Below are 26,307 nucleotides of genomic sequence, written 5' to 3' on the forward strand. Positions count from 1 at the left end.
CTTCTTCCCCCAGAACAAGGGTTTACAACCCGAAGGCCTTCCTCCCCCACGCGGCGTCGCTCCGTCAGGCTTTCGCCCATTGCGGAAGATCCCCCACTGCTGCCTCCCGTAGGAGTCTGGGCCGTGTCTCAGTCCCAGTGTGGCCGGTCACCCTCTCAGGCCGGCTACCCATCGCAGCCATGGTAGGCCATTACCCCACCATCTAGCTAATGGGACGCGGACCCATCCGTAAGCGGCACCAACAAGCACCTTTCCTCCCACCAGGATGCCCCAGCAGGAGTATATCCGGTATTAGCCCCGGTTTCCCAGGGTTATCCCGGTCTCACGGGTAGGTTATCCACGCGTTACTCACCCGTCCGCCGCTAAACTGATGATAGACTCATCACCCACCACCAGCCCGCTCGACTTGCATGTGTTAGGCACGCCGCCAGCGTTCGTCCTGAGCCAGGATCAAACTCTCCATAAAAAAGCCCCACCCAATACCAGCTCCGCGCCACCCTGTTCAGTTTTCAAGGACCAGCAATTTCACATTATAGCTGCCCGCCCGACCTTTGTCAACAGCTTTTTGTGGTTTTTTGTCTGGCAGGACTGTTAAGAATATGTTAACATCCCGGCCTGAAATCCGTCAAGGGCTTTCCTTAAAAAGTGGGGGGAACTGCACAAAGGTCCCGGGCACCTGCCCCACAATGATGCTTTCCACCAGGGGCACCTTTTCCGTAACCAGGGCCACGGTGCTCTGCGGCGGTACGACTATGCGCACTTCGGCGGACAGGTCGAGGTAAATGCGGTGTCTCGTCTGGTTTATGCCGGCCTGCTCAAAGCGGTCGTCCACCCCCACCCTGACGGTGCCCACGGGTATTACGGTTACGGAAATGCGCGGGCCGTAGTTGGCCAGCAACTGGCTGCCCGTCACCTGGCCGAGGGGGATGCGAAAAGTCTTCTGGGCCAGCTCTTGCAGGGCGCGCTGTACGTCCAGCGTCACCTCGGCCATAAAGCCGTTGATCTTCACCGTATCGGCCTGCATCAGGACTATGTGGCCCTGGCTGTCCTTGTGCAGCCTGACCAGGTCGTCGTACTGGAGGTTGCTCTCCTTGATTTCCTGCCGCACCGCCTGGTTTATGGCTTCCGTGGCCATGTGCACGGCTTGCGCCTCGGCAATCTTTAAAATGGTGGGGCGCAAGATGCGGTCCGCCCAGTAAAAGAGCCCTCCCAGGGCGAGGAAAAAGGCAGCCAGAACCCAGAGCACTCGGCGCTTTTTCCGCCTCTTATACCGCAAGGGGGTACCGCTCCCTTTGGGCTTTTAAAAAATTATATGAGGCCCGCCAAAGAAACCCGCCAAACAGAAACCCGCCAAATAAAAAAGCGGCGCTTTTGCCGCTTGCAAGTTCTATGTGCACTTTAGGCGCAGGAACTTTCTCTTGCCCACCTTGATGACCATCCCGTCGGCGGGGACCAGCTTGAAGCCGGGATCATATATTTTTTCGCCGTCCACCTTTACCCCTCCCTGCTGGATGAGGCGGCGCCCCTCGCTGGTGCTGGGCACCAGACCGCTCGCGTGGAGCAGCCTGGGCAGCCAGACGGCTCCCCCCTCCATGAGGTCGGGGGTGACTTCAAAGACGGGGATCTCTTCGGGTAGCTCCCGCTGCTGGAAAACGCGCTTGAATTCTTCTTCGGCCTTTAGGGCCGCCTCCCGGCCGTGGTAAAAGCTCACTATCTCCCGCGCCAGGCGCATCTTCACGTCCCTGGGGTGAAGCTCGCCGCTGGCCAGCCCGGCGGCAATGGCGCGCACCTCCTCCAGGGGCACGGGCGTTACCAGCTCAAAGTAACGCACCATGAGATCGTCGGGAAGCGACATGGTCTTGCCGTACATTTCGCCCGGCGGCTCGTCAATGCCTATGTAGTTCCCCAGGCTCTTGCTCATCTTCTGGACGCCGTCTAAGCCCTCGAGGATGGGCATCATGAGGGCCACCTGGGGCTCCTGGCCGTACTCCTTTTGCAGGGTACGCCCCATGAGCAGGTTAAATTTCTGATCCGTGCCGCCCAGTTCCACATCGGCCTCCAGAGCTACGGAGTCGTAGCCCTGCATGAGGGGGTAGAAGAATTCGTGTATGCCTATGGGCAGGCCCTCGCGGAAGCGGCGGGCAAAGTCCTCCCTCTCCAGCATGCGGGCCACCGTGTACTTTGCCGCCAACTCGAGCACCTGGGCAAAGGTCAGGGAACCCAGCCACTGGCTGTTAAAAACCACCCTCGTGCGCTGGGGGTCGAGTATTTTAAAGATCTGCTTCTCGTAGGTGCGGGCGTTGGCCAGGACCTCCTCTTCGCTAAGCTGGCGGCGCGTTTCCACCCTCCCCGTGGGGTCGCCTATGCGCGCGGTATAGTCGCCCAGGATGATAATGGCCTCGTGCCCGAGTTCCTGAAACTGGCGCATCTTCTGCAGCACCACCGTGTGCCCCAGGTGGATGTCGGGAGCGGTGGGGTCCAGGCCCAGTTTAACGCGCAAGGGGCGCCCTGTAGCCAGGGACTTTTCCAGCTTGGCGGCCAGCTCCTCCTCGGAAATGATCTCCGCCACGCCCCGCTTGATTATTTCCATTTGCTTTTCCACGGGTAGCATTGCTTTTCCCCTTTCCGTTTCCCGCCTCACAACTCAAAACTATACCAGAAGGCCGCGCCGCCTGACAAGCAGCACAAAAAATATGCTATAATGCTGTTGTAGAGAAACCCGGAGGGGGCAAAACAATTGTATTCCAGGAAGAGGAGAAAAAGGAAGCTCCGCATCTGGCGGCTGTTTTTTTCTCTCCTCCTTGTGTCCATCATGTTCGGCGGCTTACTCACCCTGGGCCTGGTGGTCGTCAGCTTAAAAGATATGCCCGCCTGGAGCGAGGAGAAGCTTCTCTCCACCTCCGCCACCCTGATTTACGATAAGAACGGGGACGTTGTGGCCAGGGTGGGCGAGGAGAACCGCATGCCGGCCAGCCTCAAGGACGTCCCCGCGCACGTGCAGGAGGCTTTTCTGGCCATTGAAGACGTGCGCTTTTACCAACACCACGGGGTAGACCTGCGGAGCATTGCCAGGGCAGCCTGGACCAACATCACCGGACGGGGCATTTACGAGGGCGGCAGCACCATCACCCAGCAGCTGGTCAAGCTTTCCTTTCTGGGGCCGGAAAGGAGTTTTAAGAGAAAGGTCCAGGAAGTGATCCTGGCTTTTATGGTGGAAAGGCGCTTCACCAAGGAAGAAATACTGGAAATGTACCTGAACAAGGTCTATTTCGGGGCCGGCGCCTACGGCATCCGCTCGGCGGCGGAAACCTACTTTGGCAAGCCGGTGAACCAGCTTACCCTCGCGGACGGCGCGCTCCTGGCGGGCCTGGTGCAGGCGCCCAGCGCCTACGACCCCTTCCGGAACCCCGCGGGAGCGCTGGCCCGCCGCAACGTGGTGCTGGACAAGATGGCCGAGTACGGCTTCATCACCCAGCCCCAGGCGGAAAAGGCCAAGGCCGTAAAGCTGGAGGACCAGCTCAGGCCCGGTAAGGGCCAGCCCTACCCCTACCCGTATTTCGTGGACTACGTCACGGAGCAGTTGGTGGGAAAGTACGGCGCGGAGAAGGTTTTTAAAAGCGGCCTGAGGGTTTATACTACCCTGGACCCCAAGATACAGGAAATAGCCGAAAAGGTTATGGCCGACCCCCTTAACTTCCCGGCTTCCACCCGGGACAGCAACGGGCTCCTCCAGCCCCAGGGTGCCCTGGTGGTCCTCGACCCCCGCACCGGTCACATAAAGGCCCTGGTGGGCGGCAGGGAGCACACCCACCGCCTGCAGTGGAACAGGGCCACCATGGCCCCGGGCAGGCAGCCGGGTTCCACCTTCAAGCCCCTCATTGCCTACGCCCCGGCCATCGAGTACAAGGGCATGGGGCCGGCCTCCGTCATTGACGACATCCCCGTAACCTACGGCAGCTATACCCCGCGCAACTACGACGGGCGCTTTCACGGCCTCGTGACCATGAGGAGGGCCATTGCCGAATCCATCAACGTGGTGGCCGTCAGGACCCTCATGGAGTACGTGGGCCTGCCCAACGCCATCCGGTTTGTCCGCGACCTGGGGATTAACCTCGACCCTGCCACCCACGGCCCCAGCGTGGCCCTGGGAGGGCTCCATGAGGGCATCACCCCCTTGCAGATGGCCGCCGCCTATGCCGCTTTTGCCAACCAGGGCTTTTACCTGGAGCCCACGGCCATTTTAAGGGTGGAGGACGCCACCGGGCACCTCCTCTACGAGTACCAGCCCAAGCCGCGCCAGGTCATGAGGCCGACTACGGCCTACCTGATCACGGATATGCTCAAGACCGTTATCGAAAAGGGCACGGGCACCAATGCCAACATCGGGCGCCCCGCGGCGGGGAAAACGGGCACCTCGGACCAGGGCAAGGACCTCTGGTTTGCCGGCTACACCCCCGACCTGGTGTGCGTGGTGTGGATAGGCTACGACCAGCCCAGGGCCATGCCCTACGAGTTTGGCGGGCGCTACCCGGCCATCATCTGGCGCCAGGTCATGTCTCAGGCGCTCAAAAACGTCCCGGCGCGCGACTTCACGCCGCCCCCGGGAATCGTCACCGCCACGGTGGACGGCAAGTCGGGCCTGCTTCCGGGACCCAACACGCCGCCTTCCGACCTGGTGACCGACCTCTTTGCGGAAGGCACCGTGCCCACCCAGGTGGATAATACCCGCGTGGCCGTGGAAATCTGCGCCACCACCGGCCAGCTGGCGGGCCCCTACTGCCCGCAGCGGGTTACCCGGGTGATGATCAGCCTGCCCTACAGCGTGCCCAGCTACGTGGAGGATTACGAGCAGCGGGTGCCGTCCACCACCTGCACCCTGCACACCGCCGGCGGCGCGGCTACCGGCGGTACGGGCAACCAGCCCGCCAAGCCGGGCCAGGGAGCCTCGCGGGAGGCAAAGCCGGCGCCGGAGCCGCTGGCCAACCTCGGCCCCGGGCGAACTCCGGAGGAAAAGCCTAAGCCAGCTCCACCACGGTAACGCCGGCACCCCCTTCGCCGTGCTCGCCCAGGCGGAACGATTTCACCCGCCGGTCCGACCGCAGGTGCTGCTGGATGGCCGAGCGCAGGGCTCCGGTGCCCTTGCCGTGCACCAGGTAAACCCTGGACAGCCCGGCCAGGGACGCTTCGTCGAGGTACTTTTCCACCTCCTGCAGCGCTTCGTCCGCCCGCATCCCCCGCAGGTCGAGCCTGGGGGAGACGGTGCGGGCTTTTTCTTCCAGCAGCCTGGCCACGCCGGTTTCTCCGGCACCGCCCTGGGTTTCCGCGGCCAGGCGTAGTTCCCTTACGGGCACGCTGAGCTTTACCACGCCCACCTGCACCGTGACCTCTTCCGGCCCCGCCACGGCCACCACCGTCCCCTGCTGGCCAAAGCGGGGCAAGTAGACCGCCTGCCCCACGCTCACCGCGGCGGGCGCCTCGCCCTCGAGCGGGCGGGAGGACGGCTTCTCTTCCAGCTTCCGGCGCATACCGGCCAGCCTCTCCCGCACCTCCCGGATGGCCTCTTCCCTGGCCCGGGCCGATTCCTCCGCCAGGCGCTCCCGCAATTCCCGCACGGCCTCCTCGGCTTCCCGCTGCGCCTCTTTCACCAGCCTCCGTGCTTCCTCCCTGGCCCTGGCCAGGATGTCCTGGCGCTTTGCAGCCAGCTGCTCCCCCAAAAGCCGGTAGCGCTCCCGCAGCGCCGCCGCTTCCTCCCGCGCCTTCCTCGCGGCGAGCAGCTCCCGCTCCGCCTCCTGGCGGGACCTTTCCAGCTGCGCCAGGAGGTCGGCCAGCTGCACCTGTTCGGGGCTGAGAAAGCCCCGCGCCCGCTCCACCAGCTCTTCCGGGAGCCCCAGGCGGCGGGCAATTTCAAAGGCATTGCTCTGCCCCGGCCTTCCGATGAGCAGGCGGTAGGTGGGCCTTAAAGTTACGGCGTCGAACTCCACGCAGGCGTTTTCCACCCCCGCCCGGCGGTGGGCAAAGTTTTTCAGCTCGCTGTAATGGGTGGTGGCCAGGGTCTTGGCGCCCAGCTCCTGCAGACGCTCCAGAATAGCCTGGGCCAGCGCCGCCCCTTCCGTGGGGTCGGTACCCGCGCCGATCTCGTCCAGGAGGACCAGGCTCCGCGGTCCGGCATGGTTAAGGATGTGGACGATATTGGTCAGGTGGGAGGAAAAGGTGCTCAGCGAGTTTTCTATGCTCTGCTCATCCCCGATATCGGCAAAGACGTGGGCAAAAATCCCCAGCTCGCTGCCGTCGGCGGCAGGGATGTGGAGGCCCGACTGGGCCATGGCCACGAGCAGCCCCACCGTCTTCAAGGCCACCGTCTTGCCCCCCGTATTGGGGCCGGTGATGATCAAGGTGTCGAACCGGTAGCCGAGGTGAACGGAAATGGGCACGGCGCCCTTGCCCAGCAGGGGGTGGCGGGCATGGTTCAGCCGCAACTTGGGCTCTTCCAGGAGGCGCGGCTCGACGGCATCCGTGGCGTCGGCGTAGCGCGCCCTGGCCATGATGAAATCCAGCTCGCCCATGGCCTCGAGGGAAGCGGCCAGCTCGGCTCCCTGCCTGGCCACCATGGCCGAGAGCTCGGTCAGAAGACGCTCCACCTCCCGCTTTTCCGCCGCCTGCAGGCGGCGGATCTCATTGTTGGCCTCCACCACCGCGAGGGGCTCCACAAAGAGGGTGGCCCCGCTGGCCGACTGGTCGTGGACGAGGCCCGGGACCTGGTGGCGGAATTCCTGCTTGACCGGCACCACGTAGCGCCCCTCCCGCACGGTCACAATTGCCTCCTGCAGGTACCTCTGGTAGTGCGGGGAGCGGATGATCCCCTCCAGCCTCTCCCTGACCTGCTGCCTGGCGCGTTCCAGCTTCCGGCGGATCTGGTACAGGGCCGGAGACGCGTCATCGGCAATCTCGCCGCCCGGAAGCACGGTACGGCTTATCTTTTTCTCCAGCTCGTGAAAGTCCCCGATGTTGAAGGCTATCTTTTCCAGAAGGGGATAGCGGCCCTGGCGCTTCTGGAAAAACTCCCTCACCCGGCGGAAGGCGGCAAGGGCCTGGCCGATCTCAAAGAGCTCCAGGGGGTCCAGCATTGCTCCCCGCCGCGCCCTCTGCAGGGCGGGGCGCACGTCCTTCCAGCCCCCCCAGGAGAACTCCGGCTCCCGGCGCAGGATCTCCCGCCCCTGGGAGGTCTGGGACTGCCAGATCCTGATCACCCCTGCGTCCGTGGCAGGGCGCAAGGCAAGCGCCTTTTCCCTCCCCAGCTCCGAAGAAGCAAAGCCTGCCAGCTGCTCGCACACCTTGTCAAACTCCAGCCTTTGCAGGTTGCGCACGTCCATCTAACAGTTGTCTCCTTTCTTAATCAATGCTATACTTAGGCTATGAGACATGATCTAGAAGAGCACTATCCATTACGCAAAACAGCCGAAATACTCGGCGTGCACCCCATTACCCTGCGCCGTTGGGAAAAGACGGGCAAAATCCGCTGTATCCGCACGCCTTCCGGCCAGAGGCGCTTTCCCAGAAGCGAAATCCTGCGCCTCTTAGGAGAAGATTTACCCTCCGGCCGCAGGGCTGTCATCTACGCCCGCGTCTCTTCGGCCAAGCAGGCCGGGGCGGGCAACCTGGAACGCCAGAAGCAGCGCCTGGAGGAATACTGCCGGACCAGGGGCTACGAAGTGGTTGCCGTCATAGCCGAACAGGGTTCCGGGCTCAACGAAAAGCGCAAAGGGTTGGCCCGGCTCTTCAAAATGGCCCGCGAAGGCAAGATGGACCTGGTGGTGGTCGAGTTCAAAGACCGCCTGGCCAGGTTCGGCTTCACCTACATCGAGCGCTACCTCAACGCCTTCGGCGTGAAGGTGGAAGTGGTGAACGGAGAAGAACCGAAGTCCCTGCAGGAAGAACTGGTGCAGGATATGCTTTCCATACTGACCGTTTTTTCGACCAAGCTCTACGGTTCGCGGAGCAAGGAGTTTCGCAGAAAAGTAAGGGAGGCAATCCGTGATGCGGCCAGGGGTGAGTAAACCCGCCGATGTGGTAACCATACCGGGCCGGATATATCCGGATGAGGCGGCAAAGGAAAGGCTCATCTCCTTCATGCGCCGGTTCCAGGCGGCCAAGCGCGCCGCTTACCAGGCGCTGAGGCGGGGAAAGGAACCGGGAGAAATCGTCAAAGACCTCTACCGGAAGTTCTTTCCCAACGCCCGCTGGTGCCAGTGGGCCGTGGAGGACGCAAAGGCCACCATCGAGAGCCAGAAAGAGCAGGTCAAAATGCATGTTTCGGACCTGGAGGCCAAGATAGAAAAGTCCGCGGAGAAGCTGGAGCGCACCAAAAACAAGCTTCACCGTCAGGGTTTGACTTTGCGGCTGAACAGACTCCGCGCCAAACTCGCTTACTGGAAAGGTTTCCTGGACCGCGATGAGGTCCCGCCCGCCGTCTTCGGCGGCAGGAAAAACCTGCTCCTCCTCCAGGAAGGAAAGCTCTCCAGGGAAGAGTGGCGGGAGCTGAGGTCAAACGCCTTTTACTCCGTGGGCCAGACCAACCAGAAAGGACTGGAGGGCCAGCATGGCAATGCCAATACGGAGGTAGTCTTCGACGAAGTTATTGGCTCCTTCCGGCTCAACATTTACATACCGCCGGAACCTGAGAATAAAAGCAACCGTAAGCGCCAAGAGGAAGACTGGGTAACCGTGCCTCTGGAGGTTTCCGCCCGCTACCGGAACCTGCTCCTCCGGTGTCTGGCTGGAGGCGGGCCGTACTCGGTGCGGGTGGTGCGCAGGGACGGCAGGTTCGACTGCCTCATTTCGCTTTCCCTGGGCGACACCGCGGAAGTGGACAAGAGCCAACCCGTGGGCGGGATAGACCTGAACCCCGACGTGGTGGCCGTGACGGTGGTCCTGCCGGACGGCAACTTCAAGGTCTCCCGCTGTTTCTGGTGCTCGGATCTGGTGCACGCTTCCCACAACAAGAGGGAGTGGATCGCGGGCAACCTGGCCAGGGAGGTGGCCAGCTGGCTGGAATCTCTGGACGTAAAGCAGGTGGCCCTGGAGGAGCTGTCCTTCGCCCAGGACCACGACACCAACCGCCTTTTCAACCGCATTACGCACAACTTCTGCAAGAAACTCCTGTTCAACCGTATCACCGTGGCCCTGAGGAAGCATGGCATCGCGGTGTTCACCGTGCCCGCGCATTTCACTTCGCTCATCGGCTTTTTCAAGTACGCCGAAACTTACGGGCTGTCCGCGCACCAGGCAGCGGCTTTAGTTATAGCCCGCCGGGCGCTGGGCTTCAAGGAGAAGGTGCCGAAGGCCCTGCTTCAGCTTCTCGGGCGCCCGCCCGGGGAAGGATGGGTGAACGCGAAGCTCTGGGGCAGACTTTTCGGCATGTTCAAGGCGGCCCGGAAAAAAGCCTCGCGCTATTTCAACACCAGAGCCTTTACTCCTTCCGCCTGGGTGGAGCACGTCTTTGCCGGAGCGGGTTAAAGTTCTTTTCTCTTAAGCCTGCCGTTCTTCCCTGCCGGGGCCGCCCGGGGTTCCGGCAACACCGTGCGGTGGGGGCAAAGGGACGGCGGGTAGGCGGGTAACTCCCCTTCCCGGTATGTGCCCGGGGCGGGTACCGCCTGCGGGAATTCCTCTGCAGCCCACAAATGTGGGACCCGCCTGAGGGACGGAAAAACGCCGGGAAGCGGCCCGGCAGCCGTGGGCCCGAGACCGGGAAGATGCGGGCCTTCCCCGTGAGGGGATGCCGGGCCGGCCAGACGGTGACGGAGGTAGCCGTCGGGGAGGCCGAGAAAAAAGGCCGATGAACTTGCACAACAAGTACCTGAGTGCAAAGCTAAAGGTTGCTTAGCTTTGTATAGGGAAAGTTGACCTCCACGGTGCATCCCTCTTTAACGGGCATTATTCCACCCCGCGGTAAAAGTGGCCCTTGGTGAGGCCACCGGGGCTGTAACGGTAAAGGGCGTCCCGCAGCTTTTTGAGCTGCCCGGTTCTGCCGGCCAGGGCCAGTTCCAGGGCCTGCCTGTAGGCCCTTACGGTATCCCGGGTGTAATCCGGACCACGGCCCCGGGCGTCAATGCGGAGCACCCCCACCCTCATCTCCAAAAGTCCGGGCAGGTCATCGAGCAAGCAGAGATCCCGGGAGTTAAACAGGCGCATGCGGCAGAACTGATCCATTTCCAGGGGGAAAAGGACCCCCAACCGGTCCCTCAAGGCAAAGCGCCTCCCCCGGCAGGGCGCCTCACAGCGCCTGCCGCCGGCAAAGCCCCCCAGGAGCCCCCCGGGGGCGCAGTAGCGGGAAACCATGAGCTCCAGGCGCCCCTGCACCAGCACTTCCACCCTCACGCCGGCGCCGGCCGCTATCTCTCCGACCTGCTCTTTGGTCAGCTCCGGAGAAAGGGCCACCTGCACGGCGCCCTGCCCTGCCAGGCAGGCGGCGGTGTAAGGGTTAAAAACGTTGAAGGCCAGGTCGGCACAAACGGGCAGGCCGGACCTTGCCGCCCGCGCCAGCAGGCCCAGGTTGCCCACCAGGATGCCGTCGGCGCACAGCTCCTCTCCCAGCGCGCAGAGCCGTTCCACATGCGGCATCTCGTTATCGTGGACAATGCGGGGGGTGGAGAGGACAAAGCTAACCCCCGCCGCGCGGCAGATCTCCGCCCCCTGCCGAATTTCTCTTTCGCCCACCGGCGGCCCGCTCTTAAACCACTCCCCGCCAAAGTACACCTGGCCGGCCCCGGCGGCCACGGCGGCTTTTAGGGAAGCCAGGTCCGTGACCGCCACCGCCAGCACCGGGAGGCGGAGTTCCTTCTTCCCCCCTCTGCGCGCCGCAGGGAACTTCCTCCGGGCCTCCTCCATCCTGGCGGCAAAAACCTCTGCCGGCAGTGGCGGCGCCGGCCGGGCCGCCTCCTTGCGTGCTTCCTCCAGCCCCGCAATGGCCCGGCGCCTTGCGCGGTTAATATCGCTTGCCGGCACCATAACCTTCTCGTCCAGCTCGCAGCGCACTTCCTTTAAGGCAAAGGGCGTGTTGCCCAGGCGGTCCAGCTGCTGCCTTAAAAAATCCGGCGTCAAAGGGGCGGTGGCGGCAGGCTGGGCGGGAAATTCGCCGTGCGCGCTACCCGCGTTGCCCTCTTCGTCCCTCACCTCCAGATAAAGGGGCTCGTTCATCCTGGCGCGCACCAAAAAGCTCACCGGGATCTTGCGCCTCTCCTGCGGGGAAGCAAAGGTAGCCCGCGCCTTCTCCACCAGGGCGGCATCGTGCGTCTTGAAAAGGCGGTCCCCCGGCCGGACACCTTCAGGCAGGAATATTTCCGCCACCGCCCCGGCCGGCGCCTCCTCTACCTGCTGCCCGCCTACCCGCAGGGCGTGCACCACCGCTCCCAGGCGCCCCCCGTGGCTGACCCAAACCTCCACCCCGTCCCCCTCCCGCAGGGGCTCCTCCAGCTTGACCTGCGCCCGGCGGCTCTCCCGCTCGTAGCGCACCACCCGCCCCAGGAAGAGGCCGCGGTTGTTGGGGCGCCTGGTGCTCATCAGGTCCTGGCCGGGGTGGCCGAAGAAGTACCCGGTGGTAAAGTCCCGGTTAAAGATCTGCGCCAGGTCTCGGGCCTCTTCCGGCAGGAGGTAAAATTCCCCCCGCAGGGCGCGGTCGATGAGCTCCCGGTAAATGCGCACCACCGTGGCCACGTACTCCGCCCTTTTCATGCGCCCCTCAATTTTAAAGGCATCGATGCCGGCATTAATAAGCTCCGGCAGGCGGGAGGAGAGGTTTAAATCGCGGGGGCTCAAGAGGTGTTCCCCCGCTTCTTTTGGCTCCACCAGGGGGCGCCCCTTTTCGTCCACCAGCGCGTAGCGCAGCCGGCACGGCTGGGCGCAGCGGCCCCTGTTGCCGCTCCGCCCCCCTATCATGCTGGAAAAGAGGCACTGGCCGGAGTAGCAGATGCAAAGCGCCCCGTGGATAAAAACTTCCAGCTGCATGTCAGTAGCCCTTTTAATGGCGGCAACCTCGGCCAGGCCCATCTCCCGCGCCAGGATCACCCTCTTGAAGCCAAGCTCCTCGAGCTTTTTCACGGCCGGCAGGTTGTGCACGGTCACCTGCGTGCTGGCGTGTATATCCAGCTCAGGTATTACTTCCCTCGCCAGAGCGGCCAACCCCAGGTCCTGCACGATCACCGCGTCGGCGCCCGCGCGCTGCAGGAAGTGCAGGAAGCGAAGGGCCTCCCGCACTTCCTGCTCCGCCAGCAGAATGTTTACGGTGACGTAAACCTTGACCCCCCGCACGTGGGCGTAATCTATGGCCCGCTGCAGCTCTGCTTCCTCAAAGTTGGTCGCCCCGATGCGCGCGTTGAAGGCTTTGCCCCCCAGGTATACGGCATCGGCACCGTTTTGCACCGCCGCCACCAGGGAATCCCAGTCGCCGGCCGGGGCCAGCAGCTCAACCAAGGGACCGTACCTCCTTGCCAGGCAGGAATTATTTAACTTCCTGTCGAAAACGGTCATGTCAGGAAGAGGTGAGCCCCTTGAAGAAAAAATCCATTCTCGTGGTGGAAGATTCCACCCTCACCCGCTTTTCCGTAAAGAAACACCTGGAAGGCAAGGGCTACGAGGTGGTGGAGGCTACCAGCGGCGAAGAGGCCCTGGCCAAAATAGCGCAGCGGCTGTCCCCCTTCGACCTGGTGATCATCGACATACACCTCCCCGGCATGGACGGCCTGACCGTGGCGAAAAAAATAAGGGAAAATCCCCAGTACCGCTACGTACCGCTGATGTGCCTGACCGCCGACGCCAAGGCTTCCACCGTAAAGGAGGCCATCCACGCGGGGGCCGTGGACTACCTGCGCAAGCCCTTTAGCCTCGAGGAACTCCTGCACAGGGTGGAAAGGATCGTGGGCCGCGCCGCCGCGGAGGAGCCGGCGGAGGTGCTGGAGAGGGTCCTCCGCCTGGAAGCCAACCGCGCCCAGAGGGGGAACCTCAAGTTTTCTCTGGTGCTGGCCAGGAGAAAGGCTCCGGGCAGGGCAAACGCTGCCGACATCAAAAGGTACATCGAGGGCAAGCTGCGCGAAATCGATGAGGTCATACCCCTGGAGGAAAACCTCCTGGCCCTGGTCCTCCCCCTGACCGACCGCAGCGGCGCCGAAGTGGTGGTTAAAAAAGTGCAGGAGTGGGTCGGGGGGAAAGACTGGCATTTTGGGATGGCCGTCTTCCCCGAGGACGGCAGGAGCGGGCCGGAGCTTTTAGCCTCCGCCAGAAAGGCGCTGGCCGGAGAACTATGAGCGGCGGGAGAAGCGCAAAAGACCCGCGCAGGGCACGACCTCCACACCCCTGGCCTCCAGCTCGTCCAGGAAAAGGTTCATGCCCAGGGAGTCGCTGGCCATGTGGCCGGCCACGATAACGTTGATGTGGTTTTTTTCCGCCTCCTTGCGGTGCTTTTCGTTTATGTGCATGACCAGGAGGGTGCCCACGCCCGCCTGGGCGAGCTTGGCATAGGCGTCCTCCGAGCCGCTGGTTCCCCCGGTCATGTCCACCATCACCTTCCCTGCCCGCCGCTCCTTGCTCCCCACCACAATGGCCGGCCCCGCCTGGTACTTGACCGCCTCCCGGTACTCCGGCTGCTCCTTGAGGAGCTTCAAGATATCCCCCAGCGTCTCCGGCTTTTGCTCGTCCATCTGTTTTTGCAGGAAGCTGGCCACAAGGTTGTCCGTCACCGTGTGGGCGCACATGAAGGCCAGGCCCAGAAGGCGCGCGGCATCCACGGCCCTGTTGTGGTTTAAGGGCATGAGCCCCCGCTTGACCTCGGCAATGCGGGAGGCCATGATGCCCTCGGCAATGTTAATGGGCACGCCAAAGCGGGCCAGAAGGTCCTCCTGCAGGTGCATGACCTGGTAGAGGGCGGCCATGGCCTTGCCCTCGGGGTGGTGGGAGATGATGAGGTCCACCGGGCAGCCCCTCTCCCCCAGGCGGTCGGCCAGCAGCACCTCCCCCACCTCCATGTCAATGCCCGCCAGCACCCGCCGCACTTCCTTTTCCGGATCTCCCGCCAGGATGCGCGTGTCGTCATAGGGGTTCTGCAGGCGCTCCGGGTCGTACTCCTTCTTTTCTTCCTCCTTTAGTTCCTCGTACTTTTCCTTCTCGCGGGCCAGGAGCTTCTGCACGGCTTCCAGGCCCCGGGGATCGCTCTCCATCCCCATTTTAACCGCCAGCTCGTAGATTTCGCGGAGTTTCAAAAGGAAAAACACCTCCTATTTTCTGGAAACGTAAGGCGACCCCTCCAGGTAAAAGCGCAAGGGGAGATCGCGCCCTTCGGTGACGCCAATGCGGGTGGTGGTCACCAGCTTGAGGGAGGCATGGCGCCCCCGGCAGATGTACAGGGGCTCCCTGGTTAAATCATAACCATTGTGGGCCCGCGTAATGCCCATGGCCTCCACCAGCCGCGCCGGACCGCTGCACAGTTCGGTGATCTTTTCCCTCCCGCGCCGGCGGCGCATGAGCTCAATTCCCGCCACGGGCTCCAGGGCCCTGATGAGCACCGCCTCGCCCACCCCTTCTTCCCGCGTAACCACGTTAAAGCAAAAGTGCATGCCGTAAATGAAGTACACGTAGGCGTGCCCGGGAGGGCCGAACATCACCCGGTTGCGCGGCGTCATGCCCCGGGCGGCGTGGCAGGCGGGGTCGCCCTGCAAATAGGCCTCCGTTTCCACAATCATGCCTGCCGTGAGGCCTTCCGGGCTGCGGTGGACCAGGTAATGGCCGATGAGCTCTTTGGCCACGGTCACGGTATCCCGGGCGTAAAAGGAGCGCGGCAGGATCTCCGAGAGCTTGAACGGAACCACCCCTTTAGCTGCGGCCCAGGATTTTCAGCAGGTCAGGCAGGTCCATGGTGTTCACCACATCTTCCGGGCTCAGCCAGGCCCTACGGGCCACGGCCACGCCGTAAACCACTTCGTCAAGGCGCCGCAAGTCATGGGCATCGCTGTTTATGGCCACCTTCACGCCGTACTGGCGGGCCAGGCGGGCGTAGTGGGGGTCTAAATCCAGGCGGTCGGGCGAGGAGTTTATCTCCAGGATCTTGCCGTATTTGGCCGCCGCCTCCAGCACCCTCTCCATATCCACGGCGTAGGCCTCCCTTTCTCCCAGCAGGCGCCCTGTGGGATGGGCGATGATGTCCACATGCTCGTTTTTGATGGCCTCCAGGAGGCGCCCGGTAATGGTTTCCCTGTCCTGGCGGAAGCCGCTGTGTATAGAGGCCACCACCACGTCCGCCCCGGCCAGGACTTCCTCCGGGAAGTCGAGGCCCCCCCTGGGCAGGATCTCCACCTCAACGCCCGTTAGCACGCGGAAATCCTTCTCCTTCTCGTTCAGCTCCCGGATGAAGCGGTGTTGCTCCTCCAGGCGCTCCAGGGAAAGCCCCCTGGCCACCCCCAGGGAGCGGGAGTGGTCGGTAATGGCTATGTACCGGTAGCCCTTCTCCTTTGCCCGCTGTACCAGCTGGAGGATGGAGCTGGCCCCGTCGCTCCAGTCGCTGTGCACGTGCAGGTCGCCCTTTATATCGCCCGGCTCTATCAGGCGCGGGGGTTCGGGCCGCACGGCAGCCTCCAGCTCCTCCCCGCCTTCCCGCAGCTCGGGTGGCACCGGCCAGAGCCCCAGCCGGCGGTACACCTCCTGTTCCGCCTGCGGCAACGGCGCACCGGGGAACTCGGGAACCGGCTGGGTTGCGTCCCCCGCCGCCGGAGGAAAGAGCAGGTCCTCAGGCGAAACGCCCTTGCGGCGGGCAAGGGCAAAGAGCCTTGCGCAGTGCTCCTCGCTACCGGTGGCTTTTACCAGGGCTACGCCGTATTCCTCCGGCTTCACCACGCGGAGTTCCACCGGCACGCCCCACCAGGTCTGCACCCGTATCCCGCCGTTCCCCTGCCAGGCCACCTCCCGCACCCGCTTGTGGGCGGCCAGCGCGCCCAGCACCGGCTCCGCGCCTTTAGCCGCGGCCACCAGGAGGATCTCGCCCACCGTTTCCTGCCAGCGCCGCACGCCCCCGGCCACGCTCACGGCCAAAACGCCGGGCGCCTCACGCACGCATTCGGCCAGCTCCCGCGCCAGCTCCCGGGCCAGAGGCAGGAGGACCTCTCCCTGGCGCCTGCGCACCAGCTCGATGCTGCGCAGGATCTCCATTTCCGTCTTCACGCCCATGCCCTTTAAGGCGCGCACCTTTTTCTCCCGCGCCGCCCGCTCCAGCTCCTCGAGGCTGGTGACCCCCAGCTGCTCGTATAAAAAGCGGGCCCGCCGGGGGCCTATGCCCGGCAGGGCCATGATCTCCAGGATTCCCGCCGGCACCTCCTGGCGCAGTGCTTTAAGCTTCTCCATCTCGCCTTTGGTGAGCAGTTCCCCGATCTTGGCCAGGATGTTCCTGCCGATCCCCGGAATTTTGCCCAGGGTACCCTGCCGGTACAACTCCTCCGCCGGGCGCTCAAGGCCGGCAATGATCTTTGCCGCGCGCCTGTATGCCCTTACCTTGAAAAAGTCCTCCCCCAGAAATTCCAGGATGTCGGCCAGCTCCCGCAAGGCCCAGGAAATCTCCATGTTGTGCACGGCTGCCAAGACCCCACTTCCACCTGACAGCCCCGGCTTAACCGGGGCTGCAGGATTACTTGGCCCTCTTTTCCATTTCCAGAAGCTCTATGAGCTCGTCGTACTCTTTCTGCAGCTTCATCAACTCGTCGGCAATATTTAAAGCGGTCAGCAGGGCCGCTTTGGTCAAGCCCAGGCGGGGGTTGCGGGTCATAATCTGGCGGAGCTTCTGGTTCACATACTGGGCCAGCATGCGCAGGTAGTCCTCCGGGGCGTTGCCCTTGAGTATATAATACTCCCCGAAAATCTCTACTTCCACCCGGGTTTCCTGCTTATCCTCCGGCTTTCCCTCTTGCTTCCCCATCGGCGGCCTTCCCCCTGGCTTTTTTCAAATTGTTACACCTTTCGCCGAAACCAGGGGTAATTCCTTCTCCAAACCTAGCGCCTTAATTCGGCCCCCAGTTCTCTTGCGGCGGCAGCGGAGATGGCCTCCACCCTGGCTGCCACCTCTTCGTCGGTCAGGGTGCGGTCGACGGCCTGGAAGAAGAGGGAAAAGGCCATGCTGCGGTAGCCCTTTTTAATTTGCCGGCCCTCGTACACATCGAAAAGCTGTACCTGGCGCAAGTTTTCTCCGCCTGCCTCGCGGATCACCCGCAGGATTTCCCCGCAGCTCACCTCCCGGGGCACCACCAGGGCGATGTCCCTCCTCACGCCGGGATAACGCGGCAGCGGCTGGTACCGGGGCTCGCGGGTGGCCATTTCCAGCACGGCCTCTAGGTCCAGCTCAAAGGCACAGGCACGCGCCCCCAGGCCGTAATCCTCCAGGACGTCGGGGTGGATCTCGCCCAGCACGCCCAACTCCCTACCCTCGGCCACCACGCGGGCGGCGCGCCCGGGGTGGAAGGCGGGATTTTGCCTTTCCCGCTCGTAGTCTAGCGCGGGCAGCCCCAGCCGCTCCGCAAGCACCTCCAGAACCCCCTTGAGGAAGTAGAAGTCCAGCTGCACCGGCTGCCGGTTCCAGCCGGAGGCCGCCTGGCCCATGGCCGCGGCCGCCAGCAGGAGCCGCTCTTCCGGCAGGACCTCGCCGTCCTTGGGGTAAAACACCCGCCCCAGCTCGAAAATTGCCCCGCTGGTCACCCGGCGGTTGAAGTTGCGCACCAGCACTTCCAGGAGGCCCGGCAGGAGGGTGGTGCGCATAACCGATTGCTCGTAGGAAAGGGGGTTCTGCAGCTTCAGCGCTTTGCGCAGGGGGCTTTCCGGAGGTAAGCGCAGGCGGTCAAAGGAGGCCGGGCTTATGAAGCTGTAGGTGATGACCTCGCTAAGGCCGCACCCCACCAAAACCCCCCCCACCCGCCGCAGCAGCTCCTGCCGGCGCGTCCTGAAGCCCTTGGTGGTGGGGCCACAGGGCAGGGTGGCGGGGATGCGCTGGTAGCCGTAGGCCCTGGCCACCTCCTCCACCAGGTCAATCTCGCGGCTCACGTCCACCCGGTAGCTGGGCACTTTCACCAGCATTTGCCGCCCTTCGCCTTCCCGCACCTCAAAGCCCAGCCGCCCCAGGAGCTCCCGGGTTTCTTGGGGCGGCACATCCACGCCCAGCACCTGGGCGACCCGCTCCGGGCGGAGCACTACCACGCGGCGCTCCTGGGGCAGGGGGTAGTTGTCCACGGCCCCGGCCACCACCTCGCCCACCCCCAGCCGGGCGACCAGGTAAGCCGCGCGCCTGGCCGCCGCCAGGCAGCCCTCCAGGTCGATGCCCTTTTCAAAGCGCAGGGACGCCTCGGAGCGCAGGCCCAAGGCGCGGGAAGTGCGGCGTATGGAGGTGGGGTTGAAATAGGCGGACTCCAGGAGCACTTCTGCCGTCTTTTCCGTAACCTCGGTATGCAGCCCGCCCATGATCCCCGCTATGGCCACCGGCCCGCCGGGGTCGGCAATGACCAGCATCTCCGGGTCCAGGCGCCGCTCCACGCCGTCTAAGGTGACGACGGTCTCGCCCGGCTGCGCGCGGCGCACGATAATGTGGCCGTCCTTTAAAGCGCGGTAGTCGAAGGCGTGCAGGGGCTGGCCCATTTCCAGCATCACGTAGTTGGTGATGTCCACGACGTTGCTGATGGGGCGCATGCCCGCCGCCCGCAGTCTCTCCTGCAGCCAGAGAGGCGAGGGGCCCACCTTAATGCCGGTAAAGAGCAGGGCCACATAGCGCCGGCAGAGCCCGGGATCCAGGATGTCCACTCGCACGCGCCCCTCAAGGGAGGACCCGGGTGCCGCTGCCACTTCCGTCTCCGGGAGCCGCAGGGGCAACCCTAAAAGGGCGGCAACTTCCCGGGCCACGCCAATCACGGAGAGGCAGTCGCCCCGGTTGGGGGTGAGGTCCAGCTCTAAAATGGCGTCATCCAGGCCCAGCAGCGGGCGGACGTCCGCTCCTAAAGGCGTATCGGGAGGGAGGACCATGATGCCGTGGGCCTGATCGGGCGGCATGGTCTTGGGATCGAGCCCCAGCTCCTGGCCCGAGCAGAGCATGCCGCACGACTCCACGCCCCGGAACCTGGCCCGTTTGATGACCGCGCCGCCGGCCAGGCGGGCCCCTTCCAGGGCCACCGGCACTACCTGCCCCTCCCGCACGTTGGGGGCGCCGGTGACTATCTGCCTCAGCTCCCCGTCACCGGTGTTCACCCGGCAGACGACCAGCTTGTCCGCGTTGGGGTGCGGCTCCACGCGCTCGATGCGCCCGGTGACCACCCCGGCAACTTCCCTTCCCGGGCGGTAAACGGCGCCTACGGCCACACCGGCCATGGTCAGCCGCTCGGCCAGCTCCTCCGCTTCCAAAGGCACGTCCACGTAATCCCTTAGCCACTTAAGCGAGACGCGCAAAGCAACATTTCTCCCCTTTCTCCGCTAGAACTGCGCCAGAAAGCGCAGGTCGTTCTCAAAAAACAGGCGCAGGTCGTCAATGCCGTACTTGAGCATGGCTATGCGCTCCACACCCATGCCAAAGGCAAAGCCGGTTACCTCTTCGGAGTTGTACCCCGACATTTCCAGCACGCGCGGGTGGACCATGCCGCAGCCGAGTATTTCCAGCCAGCCGCTCATGCCGCATACCCGGCACCCCTCTCCCTGGCAGATGACGCAGGAAATGTCCACCTCCGCGCTGGGCTCGGTAAAGGGGAAGTAGCTGGGGCGGAAGCGCGTGCGCGTCTGGGGGCCGAACATCTCCCGCGCAAAAACCTCCAGCACGCCCTTTAAGTCCCCAAAGGTCACGCGCCGGTCGACCATGAGGCCTTCAACCTGGTGGAACATGGGGGAGTGGGTGGCGTCGTCGTCCCGGCGGTACACCTTGCCCGGGGCAATAATCTTCACCGGCACCTCCGGCGCGGTGCGCTCCATGACCCGCACCTGCACGGGCGAGGTGTGGGTGCGCAGCAAAACGTCCGGGCCAAAGAAAAAAGAATCCTGCATGTCCCGCGCGGGGTGGTCCTTGGGCAAATTTAAGGCCTCAAAGTTATAATAGTCCAGCTCCACCTCCGGCCCCTCGGCAATGGCAAACCCCAGCCCCAGGAAGATCTCTTCGATCCTCTCCACCACCGCCGTCAGGGGATGCTTCCTGCCCGTGAGCAGGGCGGTCCCCGGGAGGGTGATGTCAATGCGCTCGGCCTCCAGCATCTCCTCCTTCAGGCGGGACTTGAGCTCCTCCGTGCGCGCTTTGAGCAGGTCTTCCAGGTCCTGGCGCACCTTGTTGGCCAGCTGGCCGACCCTGGGCCGCTCGTGGGGGGCGAGGCTGCCCATGCCCCGCAGGATCTGGGTCAGCTCTCCCTTCTTGCCCAGGTAGCGCACGCGCAGCTCTTCCAGTTCCTCTAAGCTTGTTGCCCGCAGCAGGGCCTCCCTGGCCTCCAGGGCAATCCTCTCCAGCTTTGCTTCCAACGCCTGCTCCCTCCAAACATAAAAACCGCCCCCAAAGGGACGGAAGTTACCTTTTCACCGCCAACCAGCGTTCCAGGGGCTAAATGGTTCAGTGCACGGCCAGCCTGCGGTATAAGATGTAGGCTAGTACCGAGCCGGTCGCCTCAAACAGCCTCCAAAAAAATTCGGCGGTCAAAACCATTTAACCACAACCTTTCCTCATTTTTTGGAGTGCCCCCAGGGCAGATTATATCATATGCCCTTTGCTAAAACAAGGTATTTCTCGCCCGCGCCCGCTGGCCCTTGATACTTATGGCCTTCCAAGTCCGCACCTGCCCATTTGCAAACATTTGCAAACATTTGCAAACCGGACAGAGTTAGCGCCCGGGTCTCAGCCCCCTGGTGCGGAACAGCTCCTCCATAACCCTTACTGCTTCCGCCTGGGTATCCGGCAAAACGTGGGAATAGGTATCCAGGGTTATGCTCACACTGGAGTGGCCCAGGCGCTCGGCTACGACTTTTGGATGCACGCCTTTCCGCAGCAGGAAAGTGGCGTGAGTGTGGCGAAGGTCATGGAAGCGGATTTCTGGGACTCCCGCCCTGCGGATAGAAAGCTTAAAGGCATTCCGCACAGAAATTTAGAAAGTGCTATTTCGAAAATATTTAACAAGAATTTTTTCCCAGTGAAAGTATCGCTTCAGCTAACAGGAAGTCAAGCTCACCATCAATGTCTACCGATCTCTCTTGTGGCATGATGTAGGCATAAGTGCGGGGACCAAACCAGGAATCGCGGTGGCGAATGTAATCCCACCGCGCAAGGTAAATGGCCCCGTTTAAGCGGTAATACTTGGGAAGTTCCTGGCGGTTGGCCGGAATACCTGGACGCAAAAAGTTTTCCATACAGCCGTCGGGAGGAAGCTCATTACACCACCAGGGATGGTGCTCCACCTCGCAGATCGAAACAACAGCTCCGGCATCGCGCCGCACCAAAAGCTCCAGCGCGGCCAGGATGTCGCCCACCGTGCGCAGGGGGCTGGTTGGTTGCAAAACCATCACGCAGTCGTACTTTTGCCCACGCTCCTCAAGCCACTCCATGGCGTGGTGGAGCACATCAATCCCTCGCGCTGTATCGGTAGCCAGCTCAGCCGGACGCAAAAAAGGCACCTCTGCTCCCGCTTCCCGGGCCACGCGGGCGATCTCCTCCCCGTCGGTGGAAACGAGCAAGCAGTCAAAAACACCGCTTTGCCTGGCTGTTTCGATGGTATGTAAGATGAGAGGTTTTCCAGCAAGAGGCCGCAAATTTTTTCCCGGCACCCCCTTGGAGCTCGCCCTGGCGGGAATAAATCCAAGTACAGAAAGGTTTTCGTACATTGTTCTTAACCTCCCGCCTCCAGCGCCGCAAACACGCGCAGCGTGCGCTGGTACTCTTCCCACTGTCCCACGTCAAACCAGCGCCCGTGGTGCGGATAAACCCCCGTGCGCATCCCTGCCTTTTGCACCGCCTCGATAACTTCGGGCATATCAATACGGACACCTTTTTCAAGTAATGAGAGCACTGCTGGCTCCAGCACGTAGAGACCGGTGTTCACTAAAAAATGAAAGTTGGGCTTTTCTTCGATTGAGAAACCCTCCGCTCCAGTGCGCAATACCCCATAGGGAACAACAAACTCTTTCAAAGCCCCGACCACCGTTAGAGCATAGCCATGCGCGCGGTGGTAGTCCAGCAAGTGGGCATAGTCGAGTTCCACGATAATATCGCAGTTACTTAAGATGAAGGTCTCCTCAATACGCCCCGCCAGCAGAGAAAGGGCACCGGCTGTGCCCAGCGGCTTATCTTCCAGAACAAACTCCGGACGATAGGGCCGGCTATCATGGTCAAAATACAGGCGGATGATTTCGGCCTTGTAGCCAAGACAGAGGATAAACCGGTTAAATCCCTGACTGTGGAAGCGATCCATAATTATTTCTAAGACAGGTTTTTCCCCTAGGGGAAGCATTGGTTTGGGCAGGATCTTAGTAAAAGGATCAAGGCGCGTACCCTGGCCACCGGCCATGATGACCACTGGTTCGGGACGGCTTTTCACGCGCGGTAAAAAAAGATCCTGCCACAGAACCAGCTCCACCACTTTACCTTTTTCGTCTATTATAGGAACGTGGCGGATACCAAACTGCAGCATGAGCTGGCGGGCTGCCTCAAGGGAAGAACCTACCGGCAGTACCTTGGGGCGGGGGTTCATGATGCGTGAAACGGGAGCCTTTAGATCCACCCCCTCTAAAAGAGCCCGGCGGACGTCCCCGTCGGTAACGGTACCCAGCAGGCGGCCTTCCTCGTCAACTACCAAAAGAATTTGCCTGGCAGCCCGGTCCATTTTTTCTAAAGCACGTACTATCTGCTCCTGGGCCTCTACTTTGACTTTTTCCAGGTTGTCGTCCTTCAAAAATGCCCCTCCCCTTGGTGCAAGAATGACCAAAATGATGCCGCTAATTAAATCATTTCCCAAGTAATTGGTGTATCCGCGGGGATGTCTACGCGGGCCCTGCGGCCAACAACTACATCCCACATTTTCGGATGGATCCCTGTCCCCGGCCTTTTGATGACCAGCTTTTCCTCCGTGATCATCTCGCCCGCAGCGATAAAACGGGCCGCCACCAGGCTGCGCCTTGCTACTTTCATTACCTCCTTTTCGGCGGGGCGCGGGCGCTTTTTGCCGTCGCCCAAAGCCTTTTCCACGTTACGGATGGCCCGCACCAGCGCCGCCAGCTCGTGCGGCTCCAACGAAGCCTTGTGGTCCGGTCCCTCCATGTCTCGGCTAAGTGTAAAATGCTTTTCAATTACCCTGGCACCGAGGGCTACCGCCGCTACCGCCACCTCGATACCCGGAGTATGATCGGAATAGCCTACAGGCAAGCCGAAAGCTTGCTCAAGCGTGATCATGGCCCGCAGGTTGGCCTCTTCATAAGGCGCTGGGTAAGCGGAAGTACAATGGAGCAGAGTGATATCCCGCGCCCCTGCTTCTTGCACCACTTCCAAGGCTTCCTCCACCTCGCCCAGGGTAGACATGCCTGTAGAAATGATGAGAGGCTTCCCACGTGCCGCAACGCAGCGCAAAAAACGATGGTTGACCAACTCACCCGAGGGAACCTTAAATAGGGGGACTCCCAAGGCATCCAGGAAGTCAACGCTGACATAATCAAAGGGCGTAGATAAAAAAATTATTCCCGCCCTATCGCAGTAAACCTTCAGCTCCCGGAACTGGTCATAAGATAATGCCAGGCGCCGGATCATTTCAAGCTGCGAAGACCCGGAGCCGGGTATGCTGGCCTTCTGGTAAGATGCCATTTCGGCGCACCTGCTGGCCACCTCTTCCGGAATAAACGTTTGGAATTTTACTGCATCGGCTCCAGCAGAAACCGCTACCTCCACCAGCTTCTTGGCCAGCTCAAGGCTCCCGTTGTGGTTTACGCCTGCCTCGGCAATGATGAAGACGCCATTACTGAAGGCCATATAAAGACACCTCTTCCGGACCTGGGAAATCAAGTTTTTTCTCTAATAGTTTCCTTCCTAAAGGCACAGATTCCAATACAGAGACTATCCTGCCACTAACATTACCGTCTCCAAAAGGATCATAGGGATTTTTAACCTTTTCTAGCTGGTTACGAAAAACCTTATCATAAAGAGCCTTGCGAATAGCAGCAGTGATTTTCTCCTTGCAGCAGGGCACGTCAATTACGCTTTCGGCCTTTATGCGGCCCTTTTGCCTATCACCAACATTAACCGTCGGTACTTTGAAAGAAGGTGCTTCAATAACACCGCTGGAGGAGTTGCCCACCACCGCTGCCGCATGCTTCATGACTCCCAGGTAACCGCGTGATCCTAAGCTTTTAAACAACTTAACATTAGGGCGCTCTCTAGCATAGTTTTCCCAGGCGGCAATTATACCCTGGTAGCCGACTTCCGTTCCCGGATAGGTGATGACCTGCTGGAATTCCCCGAACTCTTTTAAAGCCGAAATAAGGATATTTACCTCTTCTGCGGGGTTTAAATCAGGAGTAAGTGTTTCGGGATGAAAGGTTACCAGCAACGTGGGCTGGCTAACATCAATACCAAATTTGGCCATAATTTCTTCCGGGCTCATCAGTTCTCCCCGGTGAATGTTTTCCACACCCGGTGCGCCAACCACATGAATCCGCCAAGCCTCTTCCCCCATGAGGCGAATACGGCGCGCGTACTCAAAGGTGCTAGCAAAGTGAAGATGAGACATTTTTGTAAGAGCATGCCGCACCTGCTCGTCAATTGCCCCTTCCGTTGATTCGCCGCCGGCAATGTGTGCTATAGGAACACGCGCAATTATAGCTACCGTAGCTGCCGCAAGGAGCTCATGCCTATCCCCCAAAAGCAATAAGATGTCTGGTGCCGTACTCTCAATGATTCTTGCTAAGTTGACACAAATGTCGGCTGTGTACCTCGTAATGGCAACCGGCCTATCAGCTTCTGGGAAGCATTCTTTTAGGATAATAGGTTGAAAGCCTTCTCGATAGATTTCCTGAATTGTTTCTCCCTTATGGGGGTTAACGTGATCTCCTGCGGCTACAAGTATAAGGTCACTTAAAGGCGAAGTATAAATTTTACGTAGGATTGGCTTTAGCAAGCCAAACTCGGCCCGCGTTGTTGAAAAGGCCATTATTTTTCTCATGTTGCTTAAAACTTCACCTGTCCAATAGGACTTGGCAGACATTTAGTATATCCTCTTTCGTAAGGAAAGTGGCGCTGGGAAGGCATAGTCCACGCGCATGGAGCAATTCGGCCACAGGGCACGGCTTAAATTGTAAACTTTCATAGGCAGGCTGCCGGGGAAGGGGCAGGAAGAGGGGCCGCACCTGAATGCCTGCTTTTTGCAACTTTGCAGCCAGAGTATCCCTGTCCAGTCTGAATTTGCCCGGGTCCACCTGTATTGCAAAAAGCCACCAGCTGCTTTCTGCCCCCGGCAACTCTTCCTGCCAGGATATCCCACTAACTTCTCCCAGCATCTTACGGTATACAGCAGCAAAATTGCGTTTCTTGGCTAAGAACCCATTTAGCCGCTCCAGCTGCGCCAGACCCAAGGCCGCTTGTATGTTGGTTAGCCGGTAATTGTAGCCAATTTCCACGTGCTCATACTCAAAGCTGCCCAGGGCTCTCCCCTGGTTGACCAAAAGGCGGGCACGCTTGGCCAGGATGGAATCGTTCGTCACCAGCATGCCGCCCCCGCCGGTGGTAATAACCTTATTCCCGTTGAAGCTGAATATGCCAATATCCCCGAACGTCCCAACGTGTTGTCCTTTATAGGTAGCACCGAGGGCTTCGGCGGCGTCTTCAATTACAAATAAACCGTGCCTACAGGCTATGTCCATCAGCCGCCCCATGTCTGCCGGGTTGCCGTAAAGGTGGACTGGAATGATGGCGCGCGTTCTGCTGGTGATGGCCTTTTCTACTTCCGCGGGGTCTATGTTCCATGTCTGCGGGTCCACGTCCACCACCACGGGAGTAGCACCCACGTACACCACCGGATTTACCGTGGCAATAAAGGTGAGGGCCGGTACGATCACCTCGTCCCCTGGACCAATGCCCAGAAGTCTCAAAGCCAGGTGCAAGGCAGCGGTGCCGCTGGCCGTGGCCACGGCATACTTAGCACCCACGTAGGCGGCAAAGCGTTCTTCAAATTCCGCTACCAGCGGCCCCGCCGCAGATACGTAGCTGCTTTCCAGGGCACGCAGCACGTATTCCTTTTCCAACTCACCGATGTTCGGCGCATCAAGGGGGATCCTGTAACTGCCCAAGGAAATGTTCCCCTG

Annotated in this window: 20 protein-coding genes and 1 rRNA gene; 4 read left to right on the forward strand and 17 right to left on the reverse strand. The window is 61.5% G+C overall.

Annotated features, from left to right (window positions below; genetic code table 11):
* From G454_RS0104935 to tyrS, 3 genes are all read right to left on the reverse strand, one after another.
* Positions 1-466, reverse strand: a 16S ribosomal RNA gene (locus tag G454_RS0104935); the annotation flags it as partial.
* A gap of 159 nt (positions 467-625) precedes the next feature.
* On the reverse strand, positions 626-1,246 hold the full coding sequence (gene yunB, locus G454_RS0104940; RefSeq protein WP_156896669.1) for a sporulation protein YunB: 621 nt from the start codon (positions 1,244-1,246) through the stop codon (positions 626-628).
* Positions 1,247-1,387: 141 nt separating this feature from the next.
* Positions 1,388-2,602 (reverse strand): tyrosine--tRNA ligase, encoded by a 1,215-nt coding sequence (gene tyrS, locus G454_RS0104950; RefSeq protein WP_483782830.1) that lies wholly within the window; start codon positions 2,600-2,602, stop codon positions 1,388-1,390.
* Between the two features lie 135 nt (positions 2,603-2,737).
* Between tyrS and G454_RS17825 the strand changes: the two genes are divergently transcribed.
* Positions 2,738-5,038 carry a transglycosylase domain-containing protein gene (locus G454_RS17825; protein ID WP_245574318.1) on the forward strand — a complete coding sequence of 767 codons (2,301 nt, stop codon included), beginning with the start codon at positions 2,738-2,740 and terminating at the stop codon, positions 5,036-5,038.
* Here the strand turns inward: G454_RS17825 and G454_RS0104960 are convergent.
* Positions 5,016-7,370 carry an endonuclease MutS2 gene (locus tag G454_RS0104960; RefSeq protein ID WP_027717707.1) on the reverse strand — a complete coding sequence of 785 codons (2,355 nt, stop codon included), beginning with the start codon at positions 7,368-7,370 and terminating at the stop codon, positions 5,016-5,018. The genes G454_RS17825 and G454_RS0104960 overlap by 23 nt on opposite strands.
* A gap of 42 nt (positions 7,371-7,412) precedes the next feature.
* On the opposite strand from G454_RS0104960, the gene G454_RS0104965 reads away from it, so the two are divergent.
* Positions 7,413-8,054 carry an IS607 family transposase gene (locus G454_RS0104965; protein WP_027717708.1) on the forward strand — a complete coding sequence of 214 codons (642 nt, stop codon included), beginning with the start codon at positions 7,413-7,415 and terminating at the stop codon, positions 8,052-8,054.
* Positions 8,035-9,513: a hypothetical protein gene (locus G454_RS0104970; RefSeq protein ID WP_027717709.1), complete on the forward strand. Its 1,479-nt coding sequence runs from the start codon at positions 8,035-8,037 to the stop codon at positions 9,511-9,513. Before G454_RS0104965 ends, G454_RS0104970 begins: the two co-directional genes overlap by 20 nt.
* Positions 9,514-9,930: 417 nt before the next feature.
* On the opposite strand, the gene G454_RS0104985 is transcribed toward G454_RS0104970, so the two are convergent.
* Entirely contained in the window at positions 9,931-12,465 is a 2,535-nt protein-coding gene (locus G454_RS0104985) for a U32 family peptidase (protein ID WP_035107005.1), read from the reverse strand.
* Between the two features lie 77 nt (positions 12,466-12,542).
* On the opposite strand from G454_RS0104985, the gene G454_RS0104990 reads away from it, so the two are divergent.
* Positions 12,543-13,295, forward strand: a complete 753-nt coding sequence (locus tag G454_RS0104990; RefSeq protein ID WP_245574319.1) for a response regulator — start codon at positions 12,543-12,545, stop codon at positions 13,293-13,295.
* On the opposite strand, the gene G454_RS22310 is transcribed toward G454_RS0104990, so the two are convergent.
* The 12 genes from G454_RS22310 to G454_RS0105055 all read right to left on the reverse strand — a co-directional run bounded on the left by G454_RS22310 (position 13,290) and on the right by G454_RS0105055 (position 26,292).
* On the reverse strand, positions 13,290-14,246 hold the full coding sequence (locus G454_RS22310) for a Nif3-like dinuclear metal center hexameric protein (RefSeq protein WP_027717712.1): 957 nt from the start codon (positions 14,244-14,246) through the stop codon (positions 13,290-13,292). The two genes, G454_RS0104990 and G454_RS22310, sit on opposite strands and share 6 nt — an antisense overlap.
* Before the next feature lie 15 nt (positions 14,247-14,261).
* A complete protein-coding gene (locus G454_RS0105000; protein WP_027717713.1) occupies positions 14,262-14,852 on the reverse strand; it encodes a DNA-3-methyladenine glycosylase in 591 nt (196 codons plus the stop codon).
* Positions 14,853-14,856: 4 nt separating this feature from the next.
* Positions 14,857-16,602, reverse strand: coding sequence for a DNA polymerase/3'-5' exonuclease PolX (gene polX, locus G454_RS0105005; protein ID WP_027717714.1), 1,746 nt, complete (start codon positions 16,600-16,602; stop codon positions 14,857-14,859).
* A gap of 55 nt (positions 16,603-16,657) precedes the next feature.
* Positions 16,658-16,945, reverse strand: a complete 288-nt coding sequence (locus G454_RS0105010) for a cell division protein ZapA (RefSeq protein ID WP_051275914.1) — start codon at positions 16,943-16,945, stop codon at positions 16,658-16,660.
* A gap of 74 nt (positions 16,946-17,019) precedes the next feature.
* Positions 17,020-19,449: a phenylalanine--tRNA ligase subunit beta gene (gene pheT / locus G454_RS0105015; protein ID WP_027717716.1), complete on the reverse strand. Its 2,430-nt coding sequence runs from the start codon at positions 19,447-19,449 to the stop codon at positions 17,020-17,022.
* A 24-nt stretch (positions 19,450-19,473) separates the two neighbouring features.
* Complete coding sequence (pheS, locus tag G454_RS0105020) at positions 19,474-20,496, reverse strand: phenylalanine--tRNA ligase subunit alpha (RefSeq protein ID WP_027717717.1); 1,023 nt, start codon at positions 20,494-20,496, stop codon at positions 19,474-19,476.
* A gap of 356 nt (positions 20,497-20,852) precedes the next feature.
* Entirely contained in the window at positions 20,853-21,107 is a 255-nt protein-coding gene (locus G454_RS20815) for a site-specific integrase (protein ID WP_245574320.1), read from the reverse strand.
* A gap of 31 nt (positions 21,108-21,138) precedes the next feature.
* Complete coding sequence (locus G454_RS0105035; protein ID WP_027717718.1) at positions 21,139-21,846, reverse strand: acylneuraminate cytidylyltransferase family protein; 708 nt, start codon at positions 21,844-21,846, stop codon at positions 21,139-21,141.
* A 5-nt stretch (positions 21,847-21,851) separates the two neighbouring features.
* Positions 21,852-22,976: a nucleotidyltransferase family protein gene (locus G454_RS0105040; protein ID WP_169719311.1), complete on the reverse strand. Its 1,125-nt coding sequence runs from the start codon at positions 22,974-22,976 to the stop codon at positions 21,852-21,854.
* Positions 22,961-23,980 (reverse strand): N-acetylneuraminate synthase, encoded by a 1,020-nt coding sequence (gene neuB, locus G454_RS0105045; RefSeq protein WP_027717720.1) that lies wholly within the window; start codon positions 23,978-23,980, stop codon positions 22,961-22,963. Before neuB ends, G454_RS0105040 begins: the two co-directional genes overlap by 16 nt.
* Positions 23,967-25,211 carry a UDP-N-acetylglucosamine 2-epimerase gene (neuC, locus tag G454_RS17835; RefSeq protein WP_051275916.1) on the reverse strand — a complete coding sequence of 415 codons (1,245 nt, stop codon included), beginning with the start codon at positions 25,209-25,211 and terminating at the stop codon, positions 23,967-23,969. Before neuC ends, neuB begins: the two co-directional genes overlap by 14 nt.
* Entirely contained in the window at positions 25,183-26,292 is a 1,110-nt protein-coding gene (locus G454_RS0105055) for a LegC family aminotransferase (RefSeq protein WP_035107011.1), read from the reverse strand. The genes neuC and G454_RS0105055 overlap by 29 nt, the downstream gene beginning before the upstream one ends.
* Positions 26,293-26,307: the final 15 nt, after the last annotated feature.

This window comes from Desulfovirgula thermocuniculi DSM 16036, assembly GCF_000429345.1.
Taxonomy (GTDB): Bacteria; Bacillota; Desulfotomaculia; order Desulfotomaculales; family Desulfovirgulaceae; genus Desulfovirgula; species Desulfovirgula thermocuniculi.